We start from the raw sequence: 24,076 nt of genomic DNA, 5'->3' as shown, positions 1-24,076 counted from the left end.
CCGGAAGACCGTGTTGAGGCGTGCTGTTCCCGTCAGGGGAGGGACCGGAGCAGTCTCGTCTGGGAGGAGAGGAAATACCGCTGGAGGGCGCTCCAGCTCACATCCCTGAGCATGACGGGCCAGGGGTCGTGCTCGGCGTCGTCGAAGTAGCTCAGTCCCTTGATCATATGGTAAAGGTTGAGGCGCCGTCCGGGGAATTTTCTGGGGAGGAGGAGGAAGAGCTCTTCGAGGGTGACTCCCTGGAGGGCCAGTTCGTAGAGGTCGAGAAAATCCTTCCGGGCGCCCCGGTCGGAAAGGGCGGCCCATTTCATGAGCCCCGTGTCGCGGGGGGAGGAGAGCAGAAGTCCGGGAAGGTCCGGCACCTGCTGGAGGGGGTCCAGAAGGGGGTTGGGGTAATGGAGCCAGGTCACCCGTATTCCGTCGATCCATCCGTGGAAAGTTCCGGCGTGGGTCTCCGCCACGGAGACTGTCCCGAAGGGTTCGAGAAGGGCGGGCAGTTTCCCGGGGTCGAAGCTTTCGGGCAGAAACCAGTCGAAATCCTCTGACAGCCGGTGGCCGTACTGCAAGGCCAGGGCAGTTCCTCCCGCAAGGTAGGCCCCCGGGATGGGCGGGGTGGCGACGATGCTCTTTAGAAGAGATTGTCTGGGTTTGTCGAGAACATCCCAAAACATCGCATTTCCTCCTCCCTGAGTCCGAAGAAGTTCTGCCAGCACCGGGCCGTCTTTCTGCTCAGCCGCCTGCTCGAAGCCACCACGGCCCGGATTTCGTCCAGCGATACATTCCTCCGGAGCCAGGCGAGCTGTTCCTCGTTTCCGAGGTTCAGAATCCGTTCGATCACCGCTGTCCTGTTCCTGTTGAAATCCACAGCCGACCATTCCGCATCCCAGAAAAGGGGGCGGAGCATCTCGGGCAGGGGCGGAGATTCCCGTTCGGTGCGGGCGGCATCGTTCATGGCGTTATTATAATCCTTCCGGAAGGGGGAAGCCCCCTTTTCCTTCAGCGGCAGAGGTTGAGGGTCTGGAGCAATCTGGAGCAATATTCCTCCACCTCTTCTGCCGTGCCCAGAGACAGGGCCTTCAGGGCCGCCTCCTCCAGATCTCCCTTCCTGAGGTTCCGGAGGATCCACCGGGCCTGGAGGATGGACGAGGGATTCATGCTGAATTCCGTGAGTCCCATGCCGAGGAGGATGGGGATGAGCTTCGGGTCTCCGGCGGATTCGCCGCACATCCCGACCCGGATTCCCGCCGCCTTCCCGTTGTCGAGAACTGTTTTTATAAGGCGGAGCACCGCGGGGTGATACTGGGAATACAGGTGGGAGAGTTTTTCGTTCCCCCTGTCCACCGCCACGGCGTACTGGATGAGGTCGTTGGTCCCGATGCTGAAGAAGTCGGTTTCCCTGGCGAAATGGTCGGAGAGGATGGCTGCCGACGGCACCTCCACCATGATGCCCGACTGGATGGATTCGTCGAAGGGTACTCCCAGGGAGCGGAGGTCTTCCTTTGTCTCCTCAAGGATGGCTTTTGCGGAGCGGAGCTCCTCGAGGCTCGAGATCATGGGAAAGAGAATGCGGACCTGCCCGAAGGCGCTGGCCCTGAGAATGGCCCGGAGCTGGACCTTGAAAATCTCCTGCCGGTCCAGGCAGAGCCTGATGGCCCGGTAGCCCAGGAAAGGGTTCTGCTCTTCGGGGATGGAAAGGTAGTCCAGCTTCTTGTCTCCCCCTATGTCGAGGGTCCTGATGACCACCGGCCGGCCCGTCATGGCCACCACAACGTCCCTGTACTGCTCGAACTGGGTGTCCTCGGGAGGGAGGAGGGAGCTGTCGAAATAGAGAAATTCCGTCCTGTAGAGCCCCACCCCTTCGCCGTCGTTCTTGAAGACGTCGTCCAGGTCCTTCGGGGAGGCCACGTTTGCCTCCAGCTCGATCTCCACGCCGTCAAGGGTGACCGTTTTCATCCCCCGGACTTCGGTGAGGCTTTTCCTGAAGCACTCGTACCGGTCCAGCCGCTCCCGGTAGCGCTCCACCGTCTCCCCGTCGGGGTTTACGAAGACCTGTCCAGTTTCGCCGTCGATGATCATGAGGTCGTCATTTTCCACTTCGTCCAGCAGCTTCCTTACCCCCATGACGGCGGGAATTTCGAGGGTCCTGGCGAGAATGGCAGTGTGGGAGGTCTTGCCTCCCGTTTCCGACACCATGCCGAGGGTCATCTCCCTGTCCATCTGGGAGATATCCGAGGGAGTGAGTTCTCTCGCTACGATGATGGAGGGTTCCCTGAGATTCGAGAGGTCGATTCCGCCGACCTGGAGGAGCAGTTTGATCACCCGGTCGGAGATGTCCTTTACGTCGTCGGAGCGGGCCTTCATATAGTCGTTCCCCATGCTTTCGAAGATCTGGATGAGGCTGTCGGCCACCTGCTTCACCGCCCATTCGGCGTTGACACTGCCGTCAAGGATCATGCGCTCGATCTGGCCGACGAAATCGGGGTCCTTCAGCATCATGCCGTGGGACCTGAAGATGGCCGCCTCGCCTGGGCCGACGCTTTCAAGGACCCTGGAGTAGGTCTCCCGGATCTGCTCCCCGGCGAACTCGAGGGCCGTCCGAAAGCGTTCGAGCTCCCGCTCCGGCTCCTCGACGAACTCCCGGAGGATGTCGATCTGTTCTTTCCAGTGAATGACTGCCCTGCCAATGGCTATGCCCGGAGAGGCCCCGATTCCTTTCATGACGGTCTGCACCTGCCTGTCGAATGGATATCTTATTAGTATACCCTTAAATTCCGTTTTTCAACGAAAAAGTGACCCCGGTAGATTTTCCGAAGAAAAGAGTATCCCGGATAAATTTTCTGCGAGGGAAAATAGGCCGTGAAATGCTTTCCACAGAGCCGTGATACAATGTGACAGATAATTCCGAAACAATGAGGAGGGGGTTTCATGGCCTTCAAGGGCCGGATGTTCGCAGCGCTGTTCCTGGCGGTTCTCTCAGTGCAGGCGGCTTTCGGGGCCGACCTGAAGGGCGGAAAGGATTCGCCTCTTCTGCGCCGGTACGAGGGATCCTTCATCGTTCAATACGAGGCGAAGGAGTACGACAGCACGGTCATCCCTCTGGGGAAGACGGTCTACCGTGACGGCCGCTATGTCTTCACCGCTTCCGAGAAGGCGGAGGGCAGGACCACGCGGCTTCTGTACGTCGCCCCTGCGGGAAGGAGCGCCCTGGAGGTGTTCCGGAACTACGAGGGGGAGCTGAAGGAAAAGAGGTACGACATTCTCTTCTCCGGTTCGAAGGATGAGCTCGGTCCCTACGACAGCTTCGCCGAGACTTTGTACGGCAGGGACAGGCATTACCCCATCCCCGGGGACGAGCGGACGAAGAACCAGCAGTTCCTCTCGGCCCGTCTTGTCCGCCCGGAGGGAAACGTCTATGTGACGGTGTGCGCCTTTGAAAACAATTTCTGGGGCTCCGAGACGAAAATGGAGAAGGGCCGGACCTACTGCCGGGTGGACATCGTGGAGACGAAGCCCATGGAGACCAAAATGACGGTGGTCACGTCAGAGGAGATGGCCCAGGGACTGGAGACCAGCGGGAGGATCGCCCTCTACGGTATTTACTTCGACACCGACAAGGCTGACATCAAGCCCGAATCGAAGCCCGCCCTGGAGGAAATGGCGAAGCTCCTGAAAGCCTTCCCGGACCTCCGGGGGCTTATCGTGGGCCACACGGACAGCACGGGAGACCGGGAGTACAACATGGGCCTTTCCCGGAGACGGGCGGAGGCGGTGGTGAAATCCCTCCGGGATCACTACGGCATTGCTGCATCGAGGCTCATCCCGGCAGGGGTGGGGATGCTCGCCCCCGTGGCGTCGAACAGGACGGAGGAGGGGCGGGCGAAGAACCGCAGGGTGGAGCTCGTGGAGATGTAGCAGGTATTACATCAGGCCAAGGGCGAAGTGCAGGACCGGCAGCAGCGCTGCCAGCCCGAGCACCGAGATGAGAAAGCAGCTGTTCGCCAGGTCGAGGTCGAGACCGTAAAGCGACGGCGGAACGAGGGCGTTGAAGGCCACGGGCATGGATGAAAAGACGAGGACGGCCTTTAGCGGAAGCCCTCCGGCAATGCCGCCCAGGCCGGCCAGGGCTCCGAGGGAGACGCAGACTGCAGGGACGAGAAGGAATTTCAGGGCGGTGAGGGCGAGGCCTTCCTTCAGCCAGGCCGCAGTCTTCCCGAACCTCATGGCCATGCCGATGGAGGCGAGGAGGAGCACCGTGCTGAGGGGTATGAGCAGCCTGTTCAGGGACCCATAGACTGCAGGCCTCGGAATGCCCGACAGATTGAGAGAGGTTCCGAGGAGCAGTCCTCCAATGGCCACCCTGAGAAAGGGATCCCGGAGAAGGCGGGGAAGAAGGCTGCCTCCCGCGGCCGTCTTTTGTCCAGTGCCGTAGAGCCGGGCAACGGGAAAGCCGATGCCGTAATAGACGAGTTCCTCCAGGAGCTTGAAGAGGGGCATCATGGCGTAGCCTTCCTCGCCCAGAAAGAGGAAGATCACCAGCCCTCCGATGGCCCCCACGTTGGTGAAGAAGCCGCAGCAGAAGAAGGCTCCCGCCTGGGGCGGGGCCATGCGGAACAGGCGGGCCCCCGCCGCTGCGGCAGCACCCCCGAAGATGTGGCAGAAGGCCCCGATGAGGGCGAGAAGGGCGATTTTCGGCTCCCGGATCTCCACGATCCAGAGGGCGCCGACGAAGGTCAGCGGTCCGAGGCCCAGCAGCACGAGGCGCTGCAGAAAGGACCGGATTAGGCCGAGCCGTTCATCGGGGCCGAGGAAGCCCTTTTCGAAAAGACGGCGGATTCCGTACCCGAACAGCAGGCCCGAGGCGATCAGGGCGAATGAGGACAGGATGGGCTTCATGGCGGCGACTCTCCTCCGGCGGGAGCTTGTCCGGGCTGCATCCGGCCCGTTCTCCCCAGGTCATGGGGGGTATTATTCTCCTCCCTTCCTGTGATGTCAACTTGAAAAAGACACCCCCGGCGCTATACTGAAAGGGGCGGGAAAACCGCCGAATCGTAAACATTGGAGGAAATCAGCATGGGCCGACCGGTGATCGGTATTGTGGGGAACCTTCTCGTGGAGCAGGGAGGCTTTTCTCCCGGCTTGGAGAGAAGCTATGTGAACAACGACTATGTGGCCGCCGTGGAGCGTGCCGGGGGCATTCCCCTCATGGTTCCCGTGGTGCGGGGCCAGGATGTGGCGGAGAGGCAGACGGAGCATGTGGATGCCCTTCTCGTTTCGGGAGGATATGACATCGACCCCCTGCTCTACGGCGAAGAGCCTCACCGGGCCCTGGAGTTCGTCTATCGGGACACGGACATTTTCCAGCTCCGCACCATAAAGACGGCCCTGGCGAAGGGCCGGCCAGTTCTGGCCATCTGCAAGGGAATCCAGCTCCTGAACGTGGCCTGCGGCGGCACCATCTACCAGGATCTCTCGGAAATTCCCGATTCTTTCGTGAAGCATTCCCAGAACAGGAAGCGCTCCTGCCCGAGCCACACGGTGGTGGCCGAGGAGGGATCGGTGATCGCCGAACTCCTTGGAATGACCTTCCCGGTGAACAGCTACCATCACCAGGCTGTGAAGGACGTGGGGCGGGGACTGAAGGTCACGTCCCGGGCCATGGACGGCGTGGTGGAATCTCTCGAGATGGAGGGAGAGCCCTTCGTGGTGGGTGTCCAGTGGCACCCGGAGATGATGATGTCCGGAGGGGACGAGATGCTTCCCCTGTTCCTCCGTCTCGTGGAGGAAGCGGAAAAGTTCGCAGCCAGACCATGACCGTGAAGGCGGACGTGGTTCTTTCACCGGAGGAGATCCTTCCGGAGGCGGACAGCTGGCTGGTGATCGACATTCTTCGGGCCACGACCACCATGTGCGCCTTCTTCGACGGAGGCGGGAAAATTCTCCATCCGTGCCCCTCTGTAGAGGATGCCTTTCTGCTGCGGGACCGGCTGGCGGCGGAAGGCCGGAATCCTCTCCTGATGGGGGAGCGGAACGCCCTTCCTCCCGCCGGGTTCGACCTGGGAAACTCTCCCCTGGAGCTTCTGGAATACGGCCCCTCCAGGCGGCCGGAGGCCGTCATGGCCACCACCAATGGAACGAGGGCCCTCCTGAAGGCCGCCGCTTCCGGAAAACCGGTGCGGCCGGTATGTGCCCGGAACGCCTCTGCGGTCCTCGATGCCTCCCTGAAGGACGGCGGATCGGTGGGCATTCTCTGCGCCGGGCTCCACGGACGGGCCGCCCTGGATGACACGGCCTGTGCCGGATTGCTCGTGGAGCTCCTCCTGCGGCGAGGGGATGCCGAGCTCCAGGACGGGGCGGTCATGGCCCTGGACGTCTGGCGGTCGGGCGGACGCGACATGGCGGCTATTCTCCGGCGGTCCGTCCACGGCCGGAGAATCCTTGCTCTTGGGTTTGAAAAGGATCTTGCCTGCGCGGGGGAGACCGACGTGTCCCGCTCCGTGGCTCAACTGGAAGAAGCGGAGACCGGGGGCCCGGTTCTCCGGACCAGGTAAGGGGGAATGGAGATGGATTTTCAGCTCAAAAGAGGCAGGGGGACCGAGACGTTCTCCCTTGAGGATTCCAGGATCCTCCAGGTGATCCTTCCGCCGGAGACCAACCTGAGGCCCTGCACCCTGCGGGACGTGGAGGAGGCGCTGGACAGCCCTGTGGGGACTCCTCCCCTTCTGGAACTCCTTCAGAGGAAACAGCCACGGAAAATTGTCCTGATCGTCAATGACATAACCCGCCCCACGCCCTACGACCTTCTGCTTCCGCCGGTGCTCTCCCGCTTTGCCCGGGCGGGGATCACCGATGACATGGTCACCCTTCTCGTGGCCACGGGCATCCACGACCCCCACACGGACGACCAGAACCTCCAGGTGTACGGCGAAGAGATCGTCCGGCGGTTCGGGATCGTCTCCCATGCGGCTGACGACCTGGAGAGCCTCGTTTCCATCGGTACCCTCTCCACGGGAGCGGAGCTGAAGATCAACCGGCTGGTGGCGGAGGCCGATTTCGTCCTCTCTCTCGGGGTGGTCATGCCCCACTACTTCGCCGGATATTCGGGCGGCCGGAAGTCCATCCTGCCCGGAGTGGCGTGGAAGGAGACGGTGGAGCGCAACCATTCCCGGATGGTGGAGCTCATGGACGCCCTCCCGGACCTGGACTCCAACCCGGTGAACCTAGAGATGATCGAGGCTGCGCAGATGGTGGGCGTGGATTTCATCCTCAACGTGGTGGTTAACGAGAAGAAGGACGTGGTGAAGGTCGCCGCCGGTGACGTGGTGAAGGCGTGGAGGGAGGCAGTGGCGGTCTCGGCGAGCCTGTACGAGGTTCCCGTGGAGGGGCTTGCGGACGTGGCCGTCGCCGGTGCCTGCGGACACCCCAGGGACATAAACATGTACCAGGCCCAGAAGGCCCTTGACCATGCCGACAAAGCCACGAAGAAGGGCGGCGCCATCGTGCTGGTGGCCGACTGTCCCGGAGGGTACGGCGAGGCCGTGTTCGAGGAGTGGATGAATGCCGCGTCCTGCCCGGAAGATATCGTGAAGCGCATCCGGAGCGATTTCAAGATGGGCGGCCACAAGGCCTTCGGGTTCGCCAAGGTCGCCGCGGAGAAGACGGTCTACATGGTCACGTCCATGGACTGGGCGGAGGTGAAAAAGCTCTTCGCCGTAAAAGTGCCGTCGGTGGAAGAGGCCCTGCGGCTCTTCGAGCAGGAAAGGGGAAAGGACCTCTCCTATATGGTCCTGCCCGAGGGAAGCCTCACTGTCCCGGTCCCGCCCAGGGAGTGAAGCCACCTTGAAAGCGAACGTTTGAGATCCTTTGCTTCCTGCAATGAAAAACGCTGATCAAAGGAGACGAACAAAGGGTCCTTCATTTCACCACAGTGTACATTTTCAGAAAACTGCCATGACAGACCTGCCTGTCATGGCGGAAGGAACTGTTTTATTTCAGCTGCATGGCCTTTTTGCAGGTGCTCAAAACGTTCCGAGGATTCCTCCGCTGCTTTTTTCCAAATCCTGCTTTCAGCAGGTTCGAAAGAGCATCCATAAAAGGATTTAAACAACCTTTTTTCACATCTCACACACCAGGTTCGGGAGGAATTTCCGGAATGAGAATTCGGTTGGGGCTTCAGGGAAAAGTCACGTTGTTCGTCCTCTCTTCGGTGCTTCTGGTTTTTGTCGTCATTATCGGCTCGGTCACTTACATCAACCGCCGGGAGAGCATGGAACAGGCACGGCAGCTGTCTCTTTCCCTTTCGAGAGAGTATGCCAAGGAGATGAAACTTCAGTTCGAATCGGCCCTGGAGGTCGCCCGAACATTGGTGCACTTCCTCGAAGGCGCAGTGGAGAACGGCACGGCAGACCGGGAGCAGGCCAGGCAGATTCTGCGTGTCACCCTGGAAAAAAACCCGAGATTTCTGGGCATCTGGTCCTGCTGGGAACCGGATGCCTTCGACGGGAAGGACAGAGACTTCGCCGGAACGGAGGATCACGACGCCTCCGGGCGTTTCATCCCTTACTGGTACCGAAATGAGGGCGGGATAGTTTTCGAACCGCTGGCAGATTACGATGTTCCTGGTGAGAACGACTACTACACCATTCCGATGCGGAGAGGCAGGGAGACGATCCTCGAACCGTACGAGGAGGATCAGCTCGGCGGTAAAAAGGTGCTTGTCACCAGCCTCGTCGTTCCCGCCATATCGCAGGGGAAAGCGCTCGGCGTGGTGGGTGTGGACATCCTGATGGATTCCATCCATCCGATCACTTCACAGCTCAAGCTCTACGATACGGGTTTCGGCCGCCTCATCTCCCACGACGGGATTGTCGCCAGCCATAAAGAGCCGGAGAGAGTGGGGGACCTTGCAGGCGAGACGCAGCAGCCTGGCGGAGACGCCTTCCTCAGGCGTATTCAGGCAGGAGAGAGCTGGTTTGGTGAAGAATGGTCGGCTGCGGTGAATTCGATGACTCTCAAGGCCTTCGCTCCGGTGCACATCGGAGATACGGGAACGCCGTGGTCCTTTGGCTCGGTGATACTGGAGGAAGAGGTTATGGCCTCGTCCAGGCGGCTTCTCAGAATCACGGTTCTCCTCGCAGGTATCGGTATCCTGGCTGTCGTCGCGGCCGTCTGGCTGATAGCCCGGTGGATAGCAAAACCGGTGCGGAAAGTCGGTGAGCTGGCAGGACGGGCGCGGCAGGGGGATCTTACCATTCTGCGGGAGGAGTTCGGCATCAGTTCCCGGGATGAAATAGGTGAAATGGCAGACGCCCTTTCCGAAATGATCGCCTCCCAGGCGACGGCGGTTCTGAGCATCCGAAAGGTTGCCGAAGCTGTCTCAGCGATGGCGGAATCTCTTGCTGTCCTCTCCGGGGACACTAACACCTCGGTAGAACAGGTGCGGAGCAGCCTTGAACAGGTCATTGAACTTTCAGAGTCAAACAGCGCCTCTATTGAGGAGACCACAGCGGGAGTCCAGGAGGTCGCAGGCAGTGCCCAGTCCATGTCGAAAGCCGCCGCGGAAGGCTCCGTTGCGGGGGAAAAAGCAGGAAAGACAGCTGTGGCAGCCGGCAGGAAGGTCAACGAGGTTGTCCGTGAACTCGGCATGGCCGGAGAAAAGACCATGACGAACGCCGAGGTGATCGGCAGGCTTGCTGCGGCCGTGAATGACATAGCAGGATTTGTCGGCGTCATTGTCTCTATTGCCGATCAGACGAATCTTCTGGCTCTCAATGCGGCAATAGAAGCTGCACGGGCCGGAGAGGCGGGGCGAGGTTTCGCCGTCGTCGCGGAGGAAGTCCGGAAGCTTGCCGAGGAGTCGAACAAGGCGGCGGGCGAAGTCTCCAAGCTCATCGCTTCCCTGGAAAGCAGCACCCGGGGTGCCGTCGGGGTCACCGAGGAGACGGGAACAATCATGAAAGAAATGATCACCCGGGCACAGCAGGCGGGTACAGAACTACAGGGAGCCCTGGAAGAGATCGATCGTGTTATCAGGGCCATAGCAAGTGTCGCCGCGGCCTCGGAGGAGCAGGCTGCCTCCAGCGGTGAAATGGCCTCTGCCATGGATCAGGTGACACAGGGCACAATGAGAATCTCCGGGTTGATACATAAAATCGCCGACGCCTCGGAGAAGACGGCAAAGGCTTCCGAAGGCGTGTCGAACCAGGCCCGGGAAATGCGTTCGAGAGGAGAGGAACTGCTGTCGCAGATCAGGCACTTCAAAGTCCGCGAGAGCGGATCCGTTGCTGTTCACCGGAACGGCGGGAAACGTCTGCCTGCGGGCCCAGGTGAACGGGTGAGGGGACGAGGCAAGCTTCGTCCTCGCTGATACCGGCAGGGAAAACACTTTCGGTGCAGATGCGCTGTCCAGTTTGCCTGAGGAGCGTATCGGCACGGTGAAGGCGTGGGGAAACCGGTACGATCTGAGGGTAAAAAAAGAGAACGACAGGTCTTTGTGACAGAGGCCCTGTCGTTCCCTTTTTCGGGACATAAAAACCCGGATTTCAATGTCAGGTATTTCTTTGGATGAAATGCTCTTATTAAAAACTCTTCGCCGCCCCGCTCCTAGCCGTCATCTGCGGGGGCCTCCTCCTCGTCGTTCACAGTGAAGATGACCTTCTTCCCGGCATCGATCTCCTCCACCTCGTCCGGCGAGAGGACGAGGGCGATGGCGCTGGAATGGGTGACGAAGAAGACCCGGGCGAAAGCGTAGTCGCCGATCTTGTCGTAGATGCGCCCCGCGCTGGCCGTGCCCCGGTAGACGGTGTTCGTGCTGTTCGCCACGTAGCCGATGGTGCCGATGACGGGCAGCTCCACGCGGATGGCCTCGGGATCGTGGGGGTTTTCCGGCTCCTTGGAGATCCTTGCGATCCGTCCGATTTCAAAGGGGGTCTTGCCGTAGTAATGGTCGATCCCCGTGATGGTGATGAAGTGGAGCGTATCCAACCCGCATTCCTCCTTCTTCCGGGGCGTACTCTGCCGGGGGATGGATCAGCTTCTCGAGTAGACGGTTTCCCCGTCGATGATGGTGGCCACGGCCCTGCTCCGGGCGTCAAGGGGATCGCCGTCCCAGATCACCAGGTCTGCGTCCTTGCCCCTTTCGACGGAACCTACCCGGTCCGCGATGCCGAGATGTTCCGCGGCATAGATGGTCACCGCCTTGAGGGCCTCCTCCCGGGGAAGCCCGGCCCGGACGGCCAGGGAGAGACAGACGGAGAGATGCTCGATGGGCACCACGGGATGGTCGGTGATGATGCAGAAGTGGACCCCGGCCTTCCAGAGGGCGAGGGGGGTGTCCCACGTCTTGTTCCGCAGCTCGATCTTGGGCTTGCCCGTGAGGGTGGGACCCACGGCGGCGAAAACGTTCTTCTCCGCCAGGAAGGGGGCGATGAGGTGTCCTTCCGTACAGTGCTCCACGGTGAAGGGGATGGAGAACTCTCCCGCGATGCGGACCGCCGTGGCGATGTCGTCGCATCGGTGGGCATGGACGCAGAGGGAAAGGTCCCCGTCGAGCACGGGGAGGAGCGCTTCGTGCTGGAGGTTCCGTTCCGCCGGCTCGTTCTTGGTCCTGGCCTGGATCATTTTGTTCCGGTAGTTTTCCGCCTCCACGAAGGCCTGGCGGAGCAGGGCGGCGTTGCCCATGCGGGTGTTGGGGAGCTTCTGCTTCTCCTTGTAGACCCGGATCGGGTTCTCGCCCAGGGCGGCCTTCATGGAGGAGGGGGCCTTCACCACCATTTCGTCCACCGTTTTCTTCCGCCCCCCCGATGCCGTTGAGGTCTTGATGATGGCTCCCTGGCCGCCGATGACGTTGCCGCTCCCGGGCAGGGTCTGGACGCAGGTGACTCCCCCGGAGAGGGCGTCGGCGAAGGCCGTGTCGTCCTGGTAGATGGCGTCCAGGATCCGGAGGTGGGGAGCCACGGGGTTTACCATGTCGTTGGCGTCGGCCATGCTCTCGGGGAAGCCTTCGCAGTAGGTGCCCATATGGGTGTGGGCGTCGATGAGCCCGGGGGTGACGATCATATCCGATGCGTCGATCACCTCGTCCGCGTTCCTGGGGTCGAGTCCTTCGGCGATATCGGCGATTTTGCCGTTTTCAACGAAAACGGTCACGTTGGACAGTACGGTTCCGAGCCCGGTTTCGAGGGCTCCTGCGAGTATGGCTTTCATTCCCTGGTGCCTCCTTGGTGGTATGAATTGAACCAGTGGTTTCTCTCCCCGGCATTGTACATCATGAAACAGCCTGCCGGAAACAGTCGTTTTATAAAAAAGAGGATGAAGAATTTGATATATGCTGATCAAGAAAAGTGCTATAGAATGGAGCGGAGCCGGCGGGACACGCCATGCCGGAGAATGGGCTTATCAGGATGACGGAGGAGGTCTGGAATGTGGATTATGGTGACATGAGAGTGGAGCCCATTGGAAGGGTTCATTCGCCCCTGAAAAGGCAGGAGGATTGTCCGAGGCAGGGATTCGAGGACGCGCCCGGGGCGGAGATCGAGATTTTTCCGGCCTTTTTGGAGGGGCTGGACGGTCTGGAAGCGGGGCGGGAGCTGCTGGTGCTGACCTGGCTGCATCTGGCTGACAGGTCGGTTCTTCAGGTGCATCCCAGGAGGAATCCCGAAGCGCCCCTGAAGGGTGTTTTCGCCACACGATCCCCCGCGAGGCCGAACCCCATCGGCCTTCACCGGGTGACCCTGCTGGAGAGGGAGGGCGGCCGTCTCCGGGTGGCTCCCCTGGAGGCCCTGGACGGCACGCCCGTGGCGGACATCAAGCCGGTGATCGACGAGCGGTAGACCTGCCGCCTATTTCTCCTTCTCCAGAACGCGCAGGCAGGCATCCCGGAAGCATTCGCACAGGGTTGGGTGGGCGTGGACCGAACGGGCCACGTCCCCGGCGGTAAGTTTCCTGGAGACGGCGAGGGCGGCTTCCCCGAGGACGGAGGCTGCCTCCGGGCCCATGATGTGGACTCCGAGGAGGGTTTTGTCCGAAGCCCTGGCCACCACCTTCACGAAGCCGTCGCTTTCTCCGAGGGAGAGGGCCATGCCGTTGGCGGCGAAATAGGCTTTCGCCGAGACGATTTCCCCGCCCCGGGCAAGGGCTTCCTCTTCTGTCAGCCCCACGGTCCCCACCTCGGGGTTCATGAAGACGCAGGCTGGTACGGCGTCGTAGTCGACGGTGTAATTCCCGCCGGTCATGGAGCTGACTGCCGCGAGGGCATGGTACTCCGCCAGGTGGGCGAGCATGGCGCCGCCGGTGCAGTCGCCGACGGCATAGACCCCCTCCACGGAGGTCCTCTGGGAGGAATCGACGGCGATGGCGCCCTTTACTGTTTTCACCGGGCTGTTTTCCAGGCCGAAGCCGTCCAGCACAGGCTCCATGCTCGAGGCAAGGATGAGCCGGTCGCAGGTCTCCTCGAAGGGTTCGTCCTTCGAGGTTCCCCGGAGGATCAGCTTCCCGCCCGAGGGAGAGGTTTCCCGCAGGCGGACGTAATCCCGCATGAGGGTTCCCCGTTTCTTGAGGATCTGGACGGTCTTCTTCTTGATGTCCCCGTCCAGGCGGCGGAGGATCTGGTCCGAGTGTTTCAGAAGGAGTACCTGTTTCCCGAGGTCCTGGAGCATCATGGCCATTTCCATGGCGATGACCCCCGCTCCGAGGACCGCCACGGTTCGCACCTCCCCGTTCCGTTCCGGATCCCAGAGGGAGGGGTCGGTGATGGCCCAGTCGCCGGTGAGAACTTCCGGCAGGTCGTTGCCCGCGAAGGCCGGACGAACCGACCGGGCCCCGGTGGCAAGGAGCAGCCGGGCGCCGGTGATTTCCTCTCCGCTCCCGTCCTCCTTCCTGACGGAGATTTTCTTTTCCCCTTCCCATTGAACCACCATGGCGGTTCCGCGGACCACCTTGGCCCCGGCCATACGAAGGGCAGTGGCCGATCCCTGACGGAGCTTGTCCATGATGCCTTCCACCCTGGACCAAAGTCCTTCCCTCGGGCCCTTTCCGCCGACGATATGGGCGTAAAGGGCCTTGGTTGGGATGCACCCCCGGTTGAGGCAGACGCCTCCCAGGCGGTCCTTCTCGACGAGGACGGTCTTCAGCCCGGCGGCGGCCGCGAGTTCGGCGGCCCGGAGCCCGCCGGGGCCTCCGCCGAGGATCACCAGATCGTACATTTTTCTCTCTCCTTCCGCAGGACTGCCGCCAGTGAACAGGCGGTCCTGAACGAAGGGGGCGCCGCCCGGGCGCCCCCTGTCTCCGTAATGGGCTATTCTTCGAACTGCCAGCGCAGGATCGGGTTGCGGGCCGCCGTGGTCTCGTCCGGCCTGGAGACGGGCGTCGTGACCGGGAGGTCGTGGAAGGCCTCCGGCCCCTCCGCCCTCGCCTTCGCCGCGATGGCTTCCATGGTCTCGGCGAAGCGGTCCAGGGTCTCCCTGGATTCCGTCTCCGTGGGTTCCACCATGAGGGCCTCCGGGACGATGAGGGGGAAGTAGACCGTGGGCGGATGGTACCCTGCGTCGATGAGGGCCTTGGCCACGTCCATGCTGCTGACGCCCGTTTCGTGCTTCAGGGGGCCGCCGTTCAGGACGAACTCGTGCATGCAGTGTCCCGTGTGGGCCAGAGGGTAGATGCCGCTGAGTTTTTTCGCAAGGTAGTTGGCGTTCAGTACCGCCATCTCCGAGACTTCCCGTATGCCCTCCGGCCCGAGGGTGCGGATGTAGGTGTAGGCCCGGACAAGGACACCGAAGTTTCCGAAGAAGCTCCGGACCCTTCCTATGGTCCTTGGCCGTTCGCTTTCTCCGGCCAGGGCATATCGGCCGTCCCGGAGGACGACCACTGGCGCGGGCAGGAAGGGCTCGAGTTCGGCCTTCACCCCGACAGCCCCTGAACCCGGTCCTCCTCCCCCGTGGGGGGTGCTGAAGGTCTTGTGGAGGTTCAGGTGGAGGACGTCGAAGCCCATGTCGCCGGGGCGGGTCTTGCCCATGATGGCGTTGGCGTTGGCGCCGTCGTAGTAGACCAGTCCGCCCGCCCGGTGGACGGTCTCTGTGAGCTCCAGGATATGCTTCTCGAAGATCCCCAGGGTATTAGGGTTGGTGAGCATGAGAGCCGCCACGGAATCGTCCATGAGGGACTTCAGCGATTCCAGGTCCACCATGCCGTCGGCGTCGGAGGCCACCTCCACCGTACCGAACCCGGTGACCGTGGCCGAGGCCGGGTTGGTCCCGTGGGCGGAATCGGGGACGATGACCTTTGTCCTTTTCGTATCACCCCGGCTTTCGTGCCAGGCCTTGATCATCATCAGCCCCGTCTGCTCTCCGTGGGCGCCGGCGGCGGGCTGGAGGGTGACGGCGTCCATGCCGGTGATCTCGGCGAGCATGGCGCTCAGGTCGTACATGAGCCTGAGGGCCCCCTGGACCGTCTCCTCCGGCTGGAGGGGATGGATCCGGGCGAAGCCGGGCATCCTGGCCGCGGCCTCGTTGATCTTGGGGTTGTACTTCATGGTGCAGGAACCGAGGGGGTAGAAACCTTCGTCCACGGAGTAGTTCAGCTTCGACAGCCTGGTGAAGTGGCGGACCACGTCCACCTCGGCCATCTCGGGCAGCCTGGGGGCCTTCTCCCGGCAGAATCCTTCCAGGACGGATCCGCAGTCCACGACGGGCACATCCAGCTCCGGCAGGGCGTAGCCTTTCCTTCCCGGGCGGCTCGATTCGAAGAGGGTTTCCATTGTGCGGGCCATCAGGCGTCACCTCCCGCGACCGCCGCGAGACGGTCGATTTCTTCCTTCGTCCTGCTTTCCGTCACTGCCAGGAGCCAGCCGTTCTTCAGATCAGGATACCGGGGCTCTATGGAGTACCCTCCGATGATCCCGGCGTCCAGAAGGCGCCGGTTCAGCTCATCGACAGGCTCGTCGCAGAGGAGCGCCGTCTCCCGGAAGGAGGGGACACCCGGAAAGGCTCTCCGGAATTTCCCCGTTTTTTCGAGCTGTCCGACAGCGTATTCTGTCTTCGCGATGATCTGCTCGCCGATCTCCCGGAGTCCGGCCGGGCCCATGAGGCTGAGGTAGACCGATGCGGCGACGATGCAGAGGTTCTGGTTGGAACAGATGTTCGACGTGGCCTTCTCCCTGCGGATGTGCTGCTCCCGGGCCTGGAGGGTCAGGACGAAAGTCCGCCTTCCTTTGGAATCCACGGTCTGGCCGCAGATGCGGCCCGGCATTTTCCTCATGAGGGGCTTGCTGACGGCGATAAACCCGAAGGCGGGACCGCCGAAGCTCATGGCATTGCCGACGGACTGCCCGTCGCCCGCCACGATGTCGGCGCCGAGTTTTCCCGGGGCTTCGAGGAGGCCGAGGGCGAGGAGGTCCGTGGAGACGATGAGCAGGGCCCCCGCCCCGTGGACTGTTTCGGCCAGGGATTTCAGGTCCTCGATGGTGCCGAAGAAACTGGGGGACTGGACCACCAGGGCTGCGGCATCGCCGCCTGCGAGGGCGCTCTCCAGGGCCTTTGCGTCGATCCGCCCGTTTTCGGCGGGCAGTTCCGTATGGTCGAGCTTCCTGCTCCAGCAGTAGGTGCGGAGCACGTCCCTCGTCTGGGGATTCACGTTCCGTCCCCAGAGAATCCTGCTCTTCTTCACCGCCGATGCCGCGAGAACCGCCGCCTCTGCGGCGGCGGAGGCTCCGTCGTACATGGAGGCGTTGGAGACCTCCATGCCTGTGAGTTCACAGACCATGGTCTGGTACTGGAAGATGGCCTGGAGGGTTCCCTGGGCCACTTCCGGCTGGTAGGGAGTGTAGCTCGTGGTGAATTCTCCCCGGGAGACGACGCTGTCCACGGCGGCGGGGATGAAATGGTCATAGACGCCCGCACCGAGGAAGCAGGGCAGGTCGTCGGCGTTCCTGTTGCTCCCGGCCAGTTTCCGGAGGTCCCGGATCATCTCCGCCTCCGGAAGGGCCTTCGGAAGGTCCGGGAGGTTCTTCTGCCTGACCTTCTCCGGGATACCCGAGAAAAGATCGTCAATGGAGCCGACGCCGAGGTATTCGAGCATCCGGCGCCGGTCTTCCGCCGTGGCGGGAATGTACCGGCTCATGGCGGCCTCTCCTATTCGCTTTCCGCTTCAAGCTCCTCGACGAGCTTGGCATAGGCCCCGGAGTCAAGCAGGGAGTCCAGCTCCCCCGGGTCAGAGACTTCGAGGCGGACGAGCCAGTTGGCGTAGGGGTCCTCGTTCAGCAGCTCAGGGGCCCCGTCGAGATCGCCGTTCACCGCGGCCACCGTCCCGGAGACGGGGCTGAACACGTCGTTGGCTCCCTTCACCGATTCGACGACGATGAAGTCCTCCCCCGCCCTGACTTCCCTGCCGGTATCGGGAAGCTCCACGTAGACGATGTCGCCCATGGCGTGCTGGGCATAGTCGGTGATGCCCATGACGCCCATGGTGCCCTCCATCCTGATCCATTCGTGATCCTTCGTGTACCTGAGATCCTGGGGTATTTTCGCCATTGTTTTCGTCCTCCTTTTTCTCTCCTGGGATGTTCGTTCCTATTTTTTGTATTTCCTGTCGTAGAACGGCCGCTTCACCACCACGCCCTTTTTGGGTCTGTCCCGGATGACGACGCTCAGGCTTTCACCTTCCGCGGGGGCCGGGGTCTCAACGCAGCACAGGGCCATGTTGGCGTCCAGGGAGGGACAGTACCCCCCGGAGGTCACCGTGCCGACCACCCTCCCCGACGGGTCGGCCACGTCCATGCCGGCCCGGGGCACACCCTTGTCCTCGAGGCGCAGTCCCACGATCTTCCGCCGGAGACCTTCCTCCTTCTGCCGCTTCAGCACGGGCTGGCCGATGAAGCCGCCTGACTTGTCCACCTTGACGAAAAAGCCGAAGCCTGCCTCCAGGGGACCCAGGGTGTCGGTGTACTCGTGGCCGCACAGGGGGAGTCCCGCCTCGAACCTGAGGCTGTCCCTGGCTCCGAGGCCGATGGGGATCAGGCCGGCGTCCTTCCCGGCCTCGAGAAGGAGGTCCCAGAGCTCCGCTCCTCTCTCCCAGGGGACGTAGATCTCGAACCCGTCCTCTCCGGTGTAGCCGGTCCTGCTGACGATGGCGGGGATGCCGCCCACGGAGACGCCGTCTGTGAAGGTAAAAAACTTGAGGGCTGAGGGATCGAAACCGGCGACCCGGGCCAGGACGGCCTCCGCCGCCGGTCCCTGGAGGGCTGTCTCGGCGGTCTTCATGGAGATGTTCTCGAGAATGACGCCGTCGCCGGGAAGGTGTTTCCTCAGCCAGTCCCAGTCCTTGTCCACGTTGGCCGCGTTCACCACCAGGAGGAACTTCTCCGGCCCGTACCGGTAGACGAGCAGGTCGTCCACCACGCCCCCGGCCTCGGTGCACATGATGTTGTACTGCACCTGGAAGTCCTTCATGACGAAGATGTCGTTGGTCACGAGCCGGGAAAGCCATTTCTCCGCGCCCGGCCCTTCAACGGTGATCTCTCCCATGTGGGAGACGTCGAAGAGCCCTGCCTTTGACCTGACGGCCAGATGTTCCGTCTTGATGCCGGTGGCATCGTACTGGACCGGCAGCTCCCAGCCGCCGAAGTCCACCATCCGCCCGCCCGCCGCCGCGTGCCGCTCGTACATGGGAGTGCGCTTCATGCATCTGCCTCCTTCTTTCCGCTGATGGGGGCCTCTTCCAGCCAAAGGGCTGTTTCGGCCATTTCCGGGCGGTCCGGAAACGCCCTCCGGACCGCTTCCGCCAGTTCCTTCCAGCTGAAAGGCACGCCTTCCAGCCTGTGCCCGAGGGACAGGATCATCTCGCCGTCCATGGCGTCGGAGAAGACTACGGGATCGGCTACATGCCCGTTCTTCACGTTGAACCGGATCTCCATCCCTCCCCAGGGAAACCGCCTGCGCACCGTCACGGCGCATTCCGGCGACCGGCCGAGGCGCCATTCCCGGCTCCGGTACCGCTCCGCCAGGGAGGAGTATTCCTCCCCCTCCGGCTCCTTCGCCTCCCGGAGCGTTTCAGGGGCCTTGTACCGGGCAAGGAACTCCCTTTCAAGGGCATCCAGCAGGTCGTCCAGAGACAGGGCGGGTCGCGCGTCCCGGAGGTTCATTACCCTGGAAGCCACCGAAGCCACGCCCTTGGTCTTCAGTTTTTCGGGGTCCACGTTCAGGTACCTTGAGAGTTTTGCCATGTCGGCGGAGAGGAGGAGGGTGCCGTGATGGAGCCCTTTGTGACGGGTGAGCTGGTAGGCGTTGCCGGAGAACTTCCTGCCGCCGATGACCAGGTCGTTCCTGCCGGAGAATTCGGCGGAGATGCCCAGGGTGCGGAGGGCTCCGAGAACCGTTCCGAGCTGCCGTTCCATGCTGTATGCCCGCCGGGGTAGAATGAAGGAATAGTTGAGGTTTCCCAGGTCGTGGTAGACTGCCCCGCCGCCGGTGGAGCGCCGGGCGAGCCTGCCCCCCTCCGACTCGAGGAGGTCGAGGCGGCATTCCGCCCAGGGGTTCTGGTTCCGCCCCACCACCACGGTGTGGGCGTTCTGCCAGAGGTAGAGGATGGCCTCGTCGTCTCCGCAGAGGTTCACGAGGTATTCTTCCCGGGCGAGGTTGTCCCAGGGGTTAGTTTTTGTGGATCTGGCCAGCCGGACTCTTCGGAATTCCACGGTCATCCTCCTTTGTTCTCCGGATGGGGAGACCCCCAGCCCGAAGCGGGTGATCAGGGACGGCGAAAAGCGGACAAAAGCCTTGTTCCCGCCATAATATCCCCCTTTGGCGGAGGGGTCAATGGCCGCTTTTTCCCTGTGGTATGAGCATATCACAAAATACCATCAAGGGGTATATGGAGAGGTATAATGTCCGGGAAATTTTTCGACCGGGGATGCAGCCCGGTCTTTTTTGGAGAGGGTATCATGACGGAACGGCGGAGACGGAAGGAATGGAACGGCATCGAACGGCCGGACGGCGCCCTGATCAGGTGGGCTGCCGGAGAAGGGGAGCGTCCCCTTCTCCTCGTCCCCGGGTTCGGTGGTGACGGGGACTGCTGGGGGACGGCGTTTCCAAGGCAGCTTTTCGCCCGGGAGATCGCCCCCGTGGTGTATGACCCGAGGGGGCTGGGAGGAAGCACCATGGGGAGTTCGCAACCCTCCATAGCCCTTTTTGCGGAGGATGCCGCAGCGGTAGCCGAAGCCGCGGGAGCTCCCCTGGCGGTGCTGGGGTGGTCCATGGGGGCTTTCGTGGCGGCGGAGCTCGCCCTGGCCCGGCCTGAGCTGGTGTCCGGAGTGGTTCTCTGCTGCGGCTCGGCGGACCACCGGCGGATCGCCGGGGAGCGGCCCGCTCTGTTCCGGGCAATTCTCGACAGGAGCGCTCCTTTGGGGGAGCCGGCCGCTGCCCTCACGGAGGCTCTGCTTCCGGCTTCCGGAAAATGGAGCCCGACGTTCCGCAGGGCCTTCCGGGAGACCCTGGAGGCCTCCTTCGCCGCCCATGCTGAAGGAATCCGGGAACAGCAGACCGCCCTGGCGGAATGTCCGTCCCTGGAGGGCAGGCTTGCTTCGTTCGCCATGCCCGTCCTGGTGGTCGAAGGCTCGGAGGACCGGCTGATTCCGCCGGGTGAGGGGGAGATCCTTGCAGGGGGGATCCCGGGGGCCCTGCTGAGGATTCTTTCGGGAGGGCACGGGCTGGTCTACGAGGCCCCCGGGGAGCTCGCCGGGGCGGTGGCGGAATTTCTGGGGCGCTAGGCCGCCGTCCTTTTATTCCAGCCGTGCGGCGATCTGAATCCGTTCGCCCCCGGAGACCCGGAAGAGCTTCCTTCCGTCGGGGCTGAGGACCGCTTCCTCTTCCCCGCCCGCAGGGCCGGGAATTGAAAGGAGATACGAACCGGGTTCCCCCTGCGGGAAGGGAGCCGTTCTCTTCCAGGAATTCACCAGGGATGACGGGGTGACAGTGCCGTCCCTCCCGAAGGTGAGGATACGCCCGTTATGCCACCTCCACCGGCCCTCGATGGGGTCCCCGGGAGCGGCGGTCATTTTCAGCAGAGAAAAACTCCTGAGGCTCCCTTTGAGAGCGGCCCTGATGTCCGACCCCCCGGAGGAAACCACGGCGAGAACAGCGAACCATGTCCCTTCACGGCCGAAACTGGCGGCCGACGCCTCCGCAGGCCTTCCCTCAAGGATGACCCGGTACCTCCTCAGATGTCCTTCCACTCCGCTTACCGATACGATGGTTCCTCTCCAGAACTCCACAGGCGAGAGGGAGCGGAATCCCTCCCGTTCTTCGAAGCCGTCGGCGGCTTCCGTTTCCGTCGAAAAAGGCTCCCTCAGGATATGCACCTCCAGGTATGCCGCCCCGTCCCGGGAGCGGCCCCTCAGGGCAAGTTCGGGCGACAGGTGACGCCGCACGACCCATCTCCCGGGAAGGAGGATGCGGAAACCGGTCCTGCTGTCGCCGGTCCAGTATGGATTTTCCATGGCCCGGGCGGGGGAAGCCGGCAGAAGGAAGAGCAACAGGAAGTACAGCAGGACGGCAAGGGCACATCGCTTCATGTTCATGGTTTTCTCCTTCATTTTTGCAGTGCTGTATGGGTATCGGCCTTCGGGCGGAAAAGGAAAAGGCGGGCCGGAGCCCGCCTTCGCTTCAGGGGAGAATGGCGAAGACCCGGGCGGGGAAGCCCGAGCCGAAGAAGGGCTTGGGGAAAGTCCTCTTTCATCTTCCTAATACCTTTGAAACAAATGCGGAGGGCCTGTTGTTGTTACAATGGGGAAAGCCTGAACTCCGAAGGAGGTTTTTCTCGTGGACGACAAATCAGCAAGAGAAGAACTCCGCTTCTTTCTAAAGGATACCGTTCGCCTGTCCGTGGATTTTTCCCGGACAGCCCAGAACCTGGGGGCTCCGCCGCCTCCCGTGCAGAAACCGGTCCCCGGGCCGGGGGCGCGGCGCGGATTCCCCTGCCCGTCCCGGAGGAGTGGACTGCCGTGGGGGACGTATCCCTCCGGGAGGCCATCGGGCGCCGGAGATCCGTGAGGAAATTCTCGGCCCGCCCCTTTACCCTCGAAGAGCTGGCCTTCCTGCTCTGGGCCACCCAGGGTGTCAGTGGAGAAGCCGACCCGGTTCGGACCTACCGCACCGTCCCGTCGGCCGGGTGCAGGCATCCCTTCGAGACCTACCTGGCGGTGTTCCGGGTCGAGGGGCTGGAAAAGGGGCTCTACAGGTATCTTCCCCTGGAGCATGCCCTCCTTCCCCTGGGTCATCCGGACCGTCTCGGGGAGGAGACCGCACAGGCGGCCCTCGGCCAGAAATTCGCCGGGAAGGGAGCTGTGACCTTTTTCTGGACGGCCCTTCCCTGGAGGACGGAATGGCGCTATTCGGAGGCTTCCGTGAAGGTTATCGCCCTGGACGGGGGGCATCTCTGCCAGAACCTCTACCTCGCCTGCGAGGCCATCGGCGCGGGGACCTGCGCCATCGCCGCCTATGACCAGGACGCCGCTGACAGGCTGGTCGGGGCGGACGGAAAGGACGAATTCGTGGTCTATATGGCCCCTGCGGGAAAGAAGGGGAATTTTACAACTTCGTGACATGGAGGTGACAGCTCCCTGACACATCCTCCGCCTTCCCGGGCTATCCTTCTGTCCAGGAGGTGGTTGATCATGTTCAGAAAAACAATGCTGCTCACCCTTGCTGCGTCGGTACTTTTTTCCTCTTTTCCGCAGACGGCGGTTTCAGCGGAGCTTTCCGCTGAAGAAGGGGCCGTCATTTTCGAGGCGGGGGCCGACTATCCGGTGGCCCCGGCGGGAAAGGGAGGCCAGAGGGTCGTTGTAAGGGCCCTGGTGCGGCCTTCCCGAAAGGTGCGCGTCCGGGCTCCCCTCGCCGTTGCCCTTGTCCTCGACAAATCGGGGTCCATGGCGTCGGACGGCAAGATGGAGAACGCGAAGAAGGGAGCTCTCGAGGCCCTGAAGATGCTGGACTCCCGGGATGTGGCCGCCGTTGTCGTCTATGACGACGGGGCTTCCGTGCTCGTCAGGGCCCGGACAGTGGGCCGCGGGGCCGATGATCCCGCATTTTTCAGGCCCGTGCAGCGCCTCCGCCCTGGAGGATCCACGGCGCTCTACCATGGGACCGTGACGGGAGCCTCAGAACTGCAGCCCTTCATTGACGAGGGGTATATCCCCAGGATCGTGCTGCTCTCCGACGGCATTGCCAACGTGGGTCCCTCGTCAACGGAGGATCTGGCGGCCCTCGGGAGAAACCTTTCCCGCCAGGACATCACCATCACCACCATAGGCCTCGGTCTGGACTATAATGAAGACCTGATGACCGCCCTGGCGGCCGAAAGCGGCGGAAACGCCTATTTCGCCCGTCACGGCGGGATGCTCCCCGAGATATTCGCCCGGGATCTCGAGGATGCCGTAACGGTGACGGCCCGGAAAGTGAGGGTGACCCTCCGGTGTCCCGAGGGTGTCCGGCCGGTGCGGGTCATAGGGCGGCAGGGTAAGGCGGAAGGAAACTCTCTTGAGGCTGCCATAGACAACCTGTACGGAGGAGAAAAGTACGCCCTCTTCGAGGTGGAGCTGCCCGAGGGACAGGACGGGACAGTTCTGAAGGCGGCGGAGCTGGAAGTGGAGTACGCCGATGCGGCGACGGGGACCATGGTCAGGAAGAACGCGGATTTTTCGGTCTCCTTCTCGGGAGATACCGGGGCGGTGGAGAAGAACCGGCGGCCCGACATCCTCTCCCAGGCCGAACTGGCCAGAAACGCAGAGATCCGGGAAGAGGCCGTCCGGCTGGCCGACGAGGGAAAAGCCCGGGAGGCGGCCCAGCTTCTCGATGAACGGACGAAGCAGCTCCAGGCAGCGGCTCCGGCCGCAGGGGCAGCCGCACCGAAGCTCGAGCAGGAGGCCGGCTATTTCGGGGAACTGGCGGAAAGCCTGCTCGAGTCGGGAATTTTTTCCAGCAGCCAGAGGAAGGCCGTTCTCAACGACGCCTACACTCAGAAGAACCAGCAGGCTCCCGTAAGCGGAGACGAGGAAGGCGAAGAGGATCATTAGACGGAAAGCCGGCGGGGAGGGGGT

23 protein-coding genes are annotated in these 24,076 nt (G+C 62.6%); 10 read left to right on the top strand and 13 right to left on the bottom strand.

The annotated features are described in order from the left end of the window. Positions 1–32: 32 nt before the first annotated feature. Genes C8D99_RS03350 through ptsP form a run of 3 tightly spaced genes read right to left on the bottom strand, consistent with a single transcriptional unit; the run spans position 33 to position 2,718 of the window. On the bottom strand, positions 33–671 hold the full coding sequence (locus C8D99_RS03350; RefSeq protein ID WP_133956380.1) for a nucleotidyl transferase AbiEii/AbiGii toxin family protein: 639 nt from the start codon (positions 669–671) through the stop codon (positions 33–35). Further along, positions 629–952, bottom strand: coding sequence for a DUF6922 domain-containing protein (locus C8D99_RS03345; protein WP_208321060.1), 324 nt, complete (start codon positions 950–952; stop codon positions 629–631). Before C8D99_RS03345 ends, C8D99_RS03350 begins: the two co-directional genes overlap by 43 nt. Positions 953–996: 44 nt before the next feature. After that, positions 997–2,718 carry a phosphoenolpyruvate--protein phosphotransferase gene (gene ptsP / locus C8D99_RS03340; RefSeq protein WP_133956378.1) on the bottom strand — a complete coding sequence of 574 codons (1,722 nt, stop codon included), beginning with the start codon at positions 2,716–2,718 and terminating at the stop codon, positions 997–999. A 207-nt stretch (positions 2,719–2,925) separates the two neighbouring features. Here ptsP and C8D99_RS03335 point away from each other — a divergent pair, with 207 nt between their 5' ends. After that, positions 2,926–3,912, top strand: coding sequence for an OmpA family protein (locus C8D99_RS03335; protein WP_133956376.1), 987 nt, complete (start codon positions 2,926–2,928; stop codon positions 3,910–3,912). 6 nt (positions 3,913–3,918) lie between these two features. Here the strand turns inward: C8D99_RS03335 and C8D99_RS03330 are convergent, their stop codons facing one another. Beyond that, a complete protein-coding gene (locus tag C8D99_RS03330; RefSeq protein ID WP_133956374.1) occupies positions 3,919–4,893 on the bottom strand; it encodes an AEC family transporter in 975 nt (324 codons plus the stop codon). Between the two features lie 177 nt (positions 4,894–5,070). On the opposite strand from C8D99_RS03330, the gene C8D99_RS03325 reads away from it, so the two are divergent. The 4 genes from C8D99_RS03325 (at position 5,071) to C8D99_RS03310 (ending at position 10,363) form a co-directional block, all read left to right on the top strand. After that, on the top strand, positions 5,071–5,811 hold the full coding sequence (locus C8D99_RS03325; protein ID WP_133956372.1) for a gamma-glutamyl-gamma-aminobutyrate hydrolase family protein: 741 nt from the start codon (positions 5,071–5,073) through the stop codon (positions 5,809–5,811). Continuing rightward, positions 5,808–6,548: a 2-phosphosulfolactate phosphatase gene (locus tag C8D99_RS03320; RefSeq protein WP_133956370.1), complete on the top strand. Its 741-nt coding sequence runs from the start codon at positions 5,808–5,810 to the stop codon at positions 6,546–6,548. The genes C8D99_RS03325 and C8D99_RS03320 overlap by 4 nt, the downstream gene beginning before the upstream one ends. 12 nt (positions 6,549–6,560) lie before the next feature. After that, a complete protein-coding gene (gene larAH6 / locus C8D99_RS03315) occupies positions 6,561–7,829 on the top strand; it encodes a nickel-dependent malate racemase, LarAH6 family (RefSeq protein WP_133956368.1) in 1,269 nt (422 codons plus the stop codon). Positions 7,830–8,149: 320 nt separating this feature from the next. Next, the gene (locus tag C8D99_RS03310; protein WP_166669981.1) at positions 8,150–10,363 is read left to right on the top strand and encodes a methyl-accepting chemotaxis protein; all 2,214 of its coding nucleotides are present in this window, start codon (positions 8,150–8,152) and stop codon (positions 10,361–10,363) included. 236 nt (positions 10,364–10,599) lie between these two features. Here C8D99_RS03310 and C8D99_RS03305 read toward each other — a convergent pair whose 3' ends face one another. Then, on the bottom strand, positions 10,600–10,980 hold the full coding sequence (locus C8D99_RS03305; protein ID WP_208321059.1) for an HIRAN domain-containing protein: 381 nt from the start codon (positions 10,978–10,980) through the stop codon (positions 10,600–10,602). Between the two features lie 45 nt (positions 10,981–11,025). Further along, entirely contained in the window at positions 11,026–12,201 is a 1,176-nt protein-coding gene (locus C8D99_RS03300; protein ID WP_133956364.1) for an amidohydrolase, read from the bottom strand. A gap of 218 nt (positions 12,202–12,419) precedes the next feature. Between C8D99_RS03300 and tsaA the strand changes: the two genes are divergently transcribed. Further along, the gene (gene tsaA / locus C8D99_RS03295; protein WP_208321058.1) at positions 12,420–12,827 is read left to right on the top strand and encodes a tRNA (N6-threonylcarbamoyladenosine(37)-N6)-methyltransferase TrmO; all 408 of its coding nucleotides are present in this window, start codon (positions 12,420–12,422) and stop codon (positions 12,825–12,827) included. 9 nt (positions 12,828–12,836) lie between these two features. Here the strand turns inward: tsaA and C8D99_RS03290 are convergent, their stop codons facing one another. The 6 genes from C8D99_RS03290 to C8D99_RS03265 all read right to left on the bottom strand — a co-directional run bounded on the left by C8D99_RS03290 (position 12,837) and on the right by C8D99_RS03265 (position 19,678). Further along, the gene (locus C8D99_RS03290) at positions 12,837–14,198 is read right to left on the bottom strand and encodes a dihydrolipoyl dehydrogenase family protein (protein WP_133956362.1); all 1,362 of its coding nucleotides are present in this window, start codon (positions 14,196–14,198) and stop codon (positions 12,837–12,839) included. 92 nt (positions 14,199–14,290) lie between these two features. Then, positions 14,291–15,760, bottom strand: a complete 1,470-nt coding sequence (gene gcvPB / locus C8D99_RS03285) for an aminomethyl-transferring glycine dehydrogenase subunit GcvPB (RefSeq protein WP_133956360.1) — start codon at positions 15,758–15,760, stop codon at positions 14,291–14,293. Further along, a complete protein-coding gene (gcvPA, locus tag C8D99_RS03280; protein ID WP_133956358.1) occupies positions 15,760–17,109 on the bottom strand; it encodes an aminomethyl-transferring glycine dehydrogenase subunit GcvPA in 1,350 nt (449 codons plus the stop codon). The genes gcvPB and gcvPA overlap by 1 nt, the downstream gene beginning before the upstream one ends. An 11-nt stretch (positions 17,110–17,120) precedes the next feature. Next, positions 17,121–17,519, bottom strand: a complete 399-nt coding sequence (gcvH, locus tag C8D99_RS03275) for a glycine cleavage system protein GcvH (RefSeq protein ID WP_133956356.1) — start codon at positions 17,517–17,519, stop codon at positions 17,121–17,123. Positions 17,520–17,558: 39 nt separating this feature from the next. Continuing rightward, positions 17,559–18,668, bottom strand: a complete 1,110-nt coding sequence (gene gcvT / locus C8D99_RS03270; protein WP_133956354.1) for a glycine cleavage system aminomethyltransferase GcvT — start codon at positions 18,666–18,668, stop codon at positions 17,559–17,561. Beyond that, the gene (locus tag C8D99_RS03265) at positions 18,665–19,678 is read right to left on the bottom strand and encodes a lipoate--protein ligase (RefSeq protein ID WP_166669980.1); all 1,014 of its coding nucleotides are present in this window, start codon (positions 19,676–19,678) and stop codon (positions 18,665–18,667) included. Before C8D99_RS03265 ends, gcvT begins: the two co-directional genes overlap by 4 nt. A gap of 246 nt (positions 19,679–19,924) precedes the next feature. Between C8D99_RS03265 and C8D99_RS03260 the strand changes: the two genes are divergently transcribed. Then, positions 19,925–20,749, top strand: coding sequence for an alpha/beta fold hydrolase (locus C8D99_RS03260; RefSeq protein WP_166669979.1), 825 nt, complete (start codon positions 19,925–19,927; stop codon positions 20,747–20,749). Positions 20,750–20,761: 12 nt separating this feature from the next. Here C8D99_RS03260 and C8D99_RS03255 read toward each other — a convergent pair whose 3' ends face one another. Beyond that, the gene (locus tag C8D99_RS03255) at positions 20,762–21,559 is read right to left on the bottom strand and encodes a hypothetical protein (protein ID WP_133956348.1); all 798 of its coding nucleotides are present in this window, start codon (positions 21,557–21,559) and stop codon (positions 20,762–20,764) included. Between the two features lie 95 nt (positions 21,560–21,654). Here C8D99_RS03255 and C8D99_RS15365 point away from each other — a divergent pair, with 95 nt between their 5' ends. The 3 genes from C8D99_RS15365 to C8D99_RS03245 all read left to right on the top strand — a co-directional run bounded on the left by C8D99_RS15365 (position 21,655) and on the right by C8D99_RS03245 (position 24,052). Beyond that, positions 21,655–21,843: a hypothetical protein gene (locus C8D99_RS15365; protein WP_208321057.1), complete on the top strand. Its 189-nt coding sequence runs from the start codon at positions 21,655–21,657 to the stop codon at positions 21,841–21,843. Between the two features lie 139 nt (positions 21,844–21,982). Next, positions 21,983–22,582 carry a SagB/ThcOx family dehydrogenase gene (locus tag C8D99_RS03250; protein WP_208321056.1) on the top strand — a complete coding sequence of 200 codons (600 nt, stop codon included), beginning with the start codon at positions 21,983–21,985 and terminating at the stop codon, positions 22,580–22,582. Between the two features lie 72 nt (positions 22,583–22,654). Beyond that, positions 22,655–24,052 (top strand): vWA domain-containing protein, encoded by a 1,398-nt coding sequence (locus C8D99_RS03245; protein ID WP_133956346.1) that lies wholly within the window; start codon positions 22,655–22,657, stop codon positions 24,050–24,052. The last annotated feature ends 24 nt before the right edge of the window (positions 24,053–24,076 follow it).

The organism is Aminivibrio pyruvatiphilus, assembly GCF_004366815.1.
Taxonomy (GTDB): domain Bacteria; phylum Synergistota; class Synergistia; order Synergistales; family Aminobacteriaceae; genus Aminivibrio; species Aminivibrio pyruvatiphilus.
This window is presented reverse-complemented; position numbering and strand designations above follow the sequence as displayed.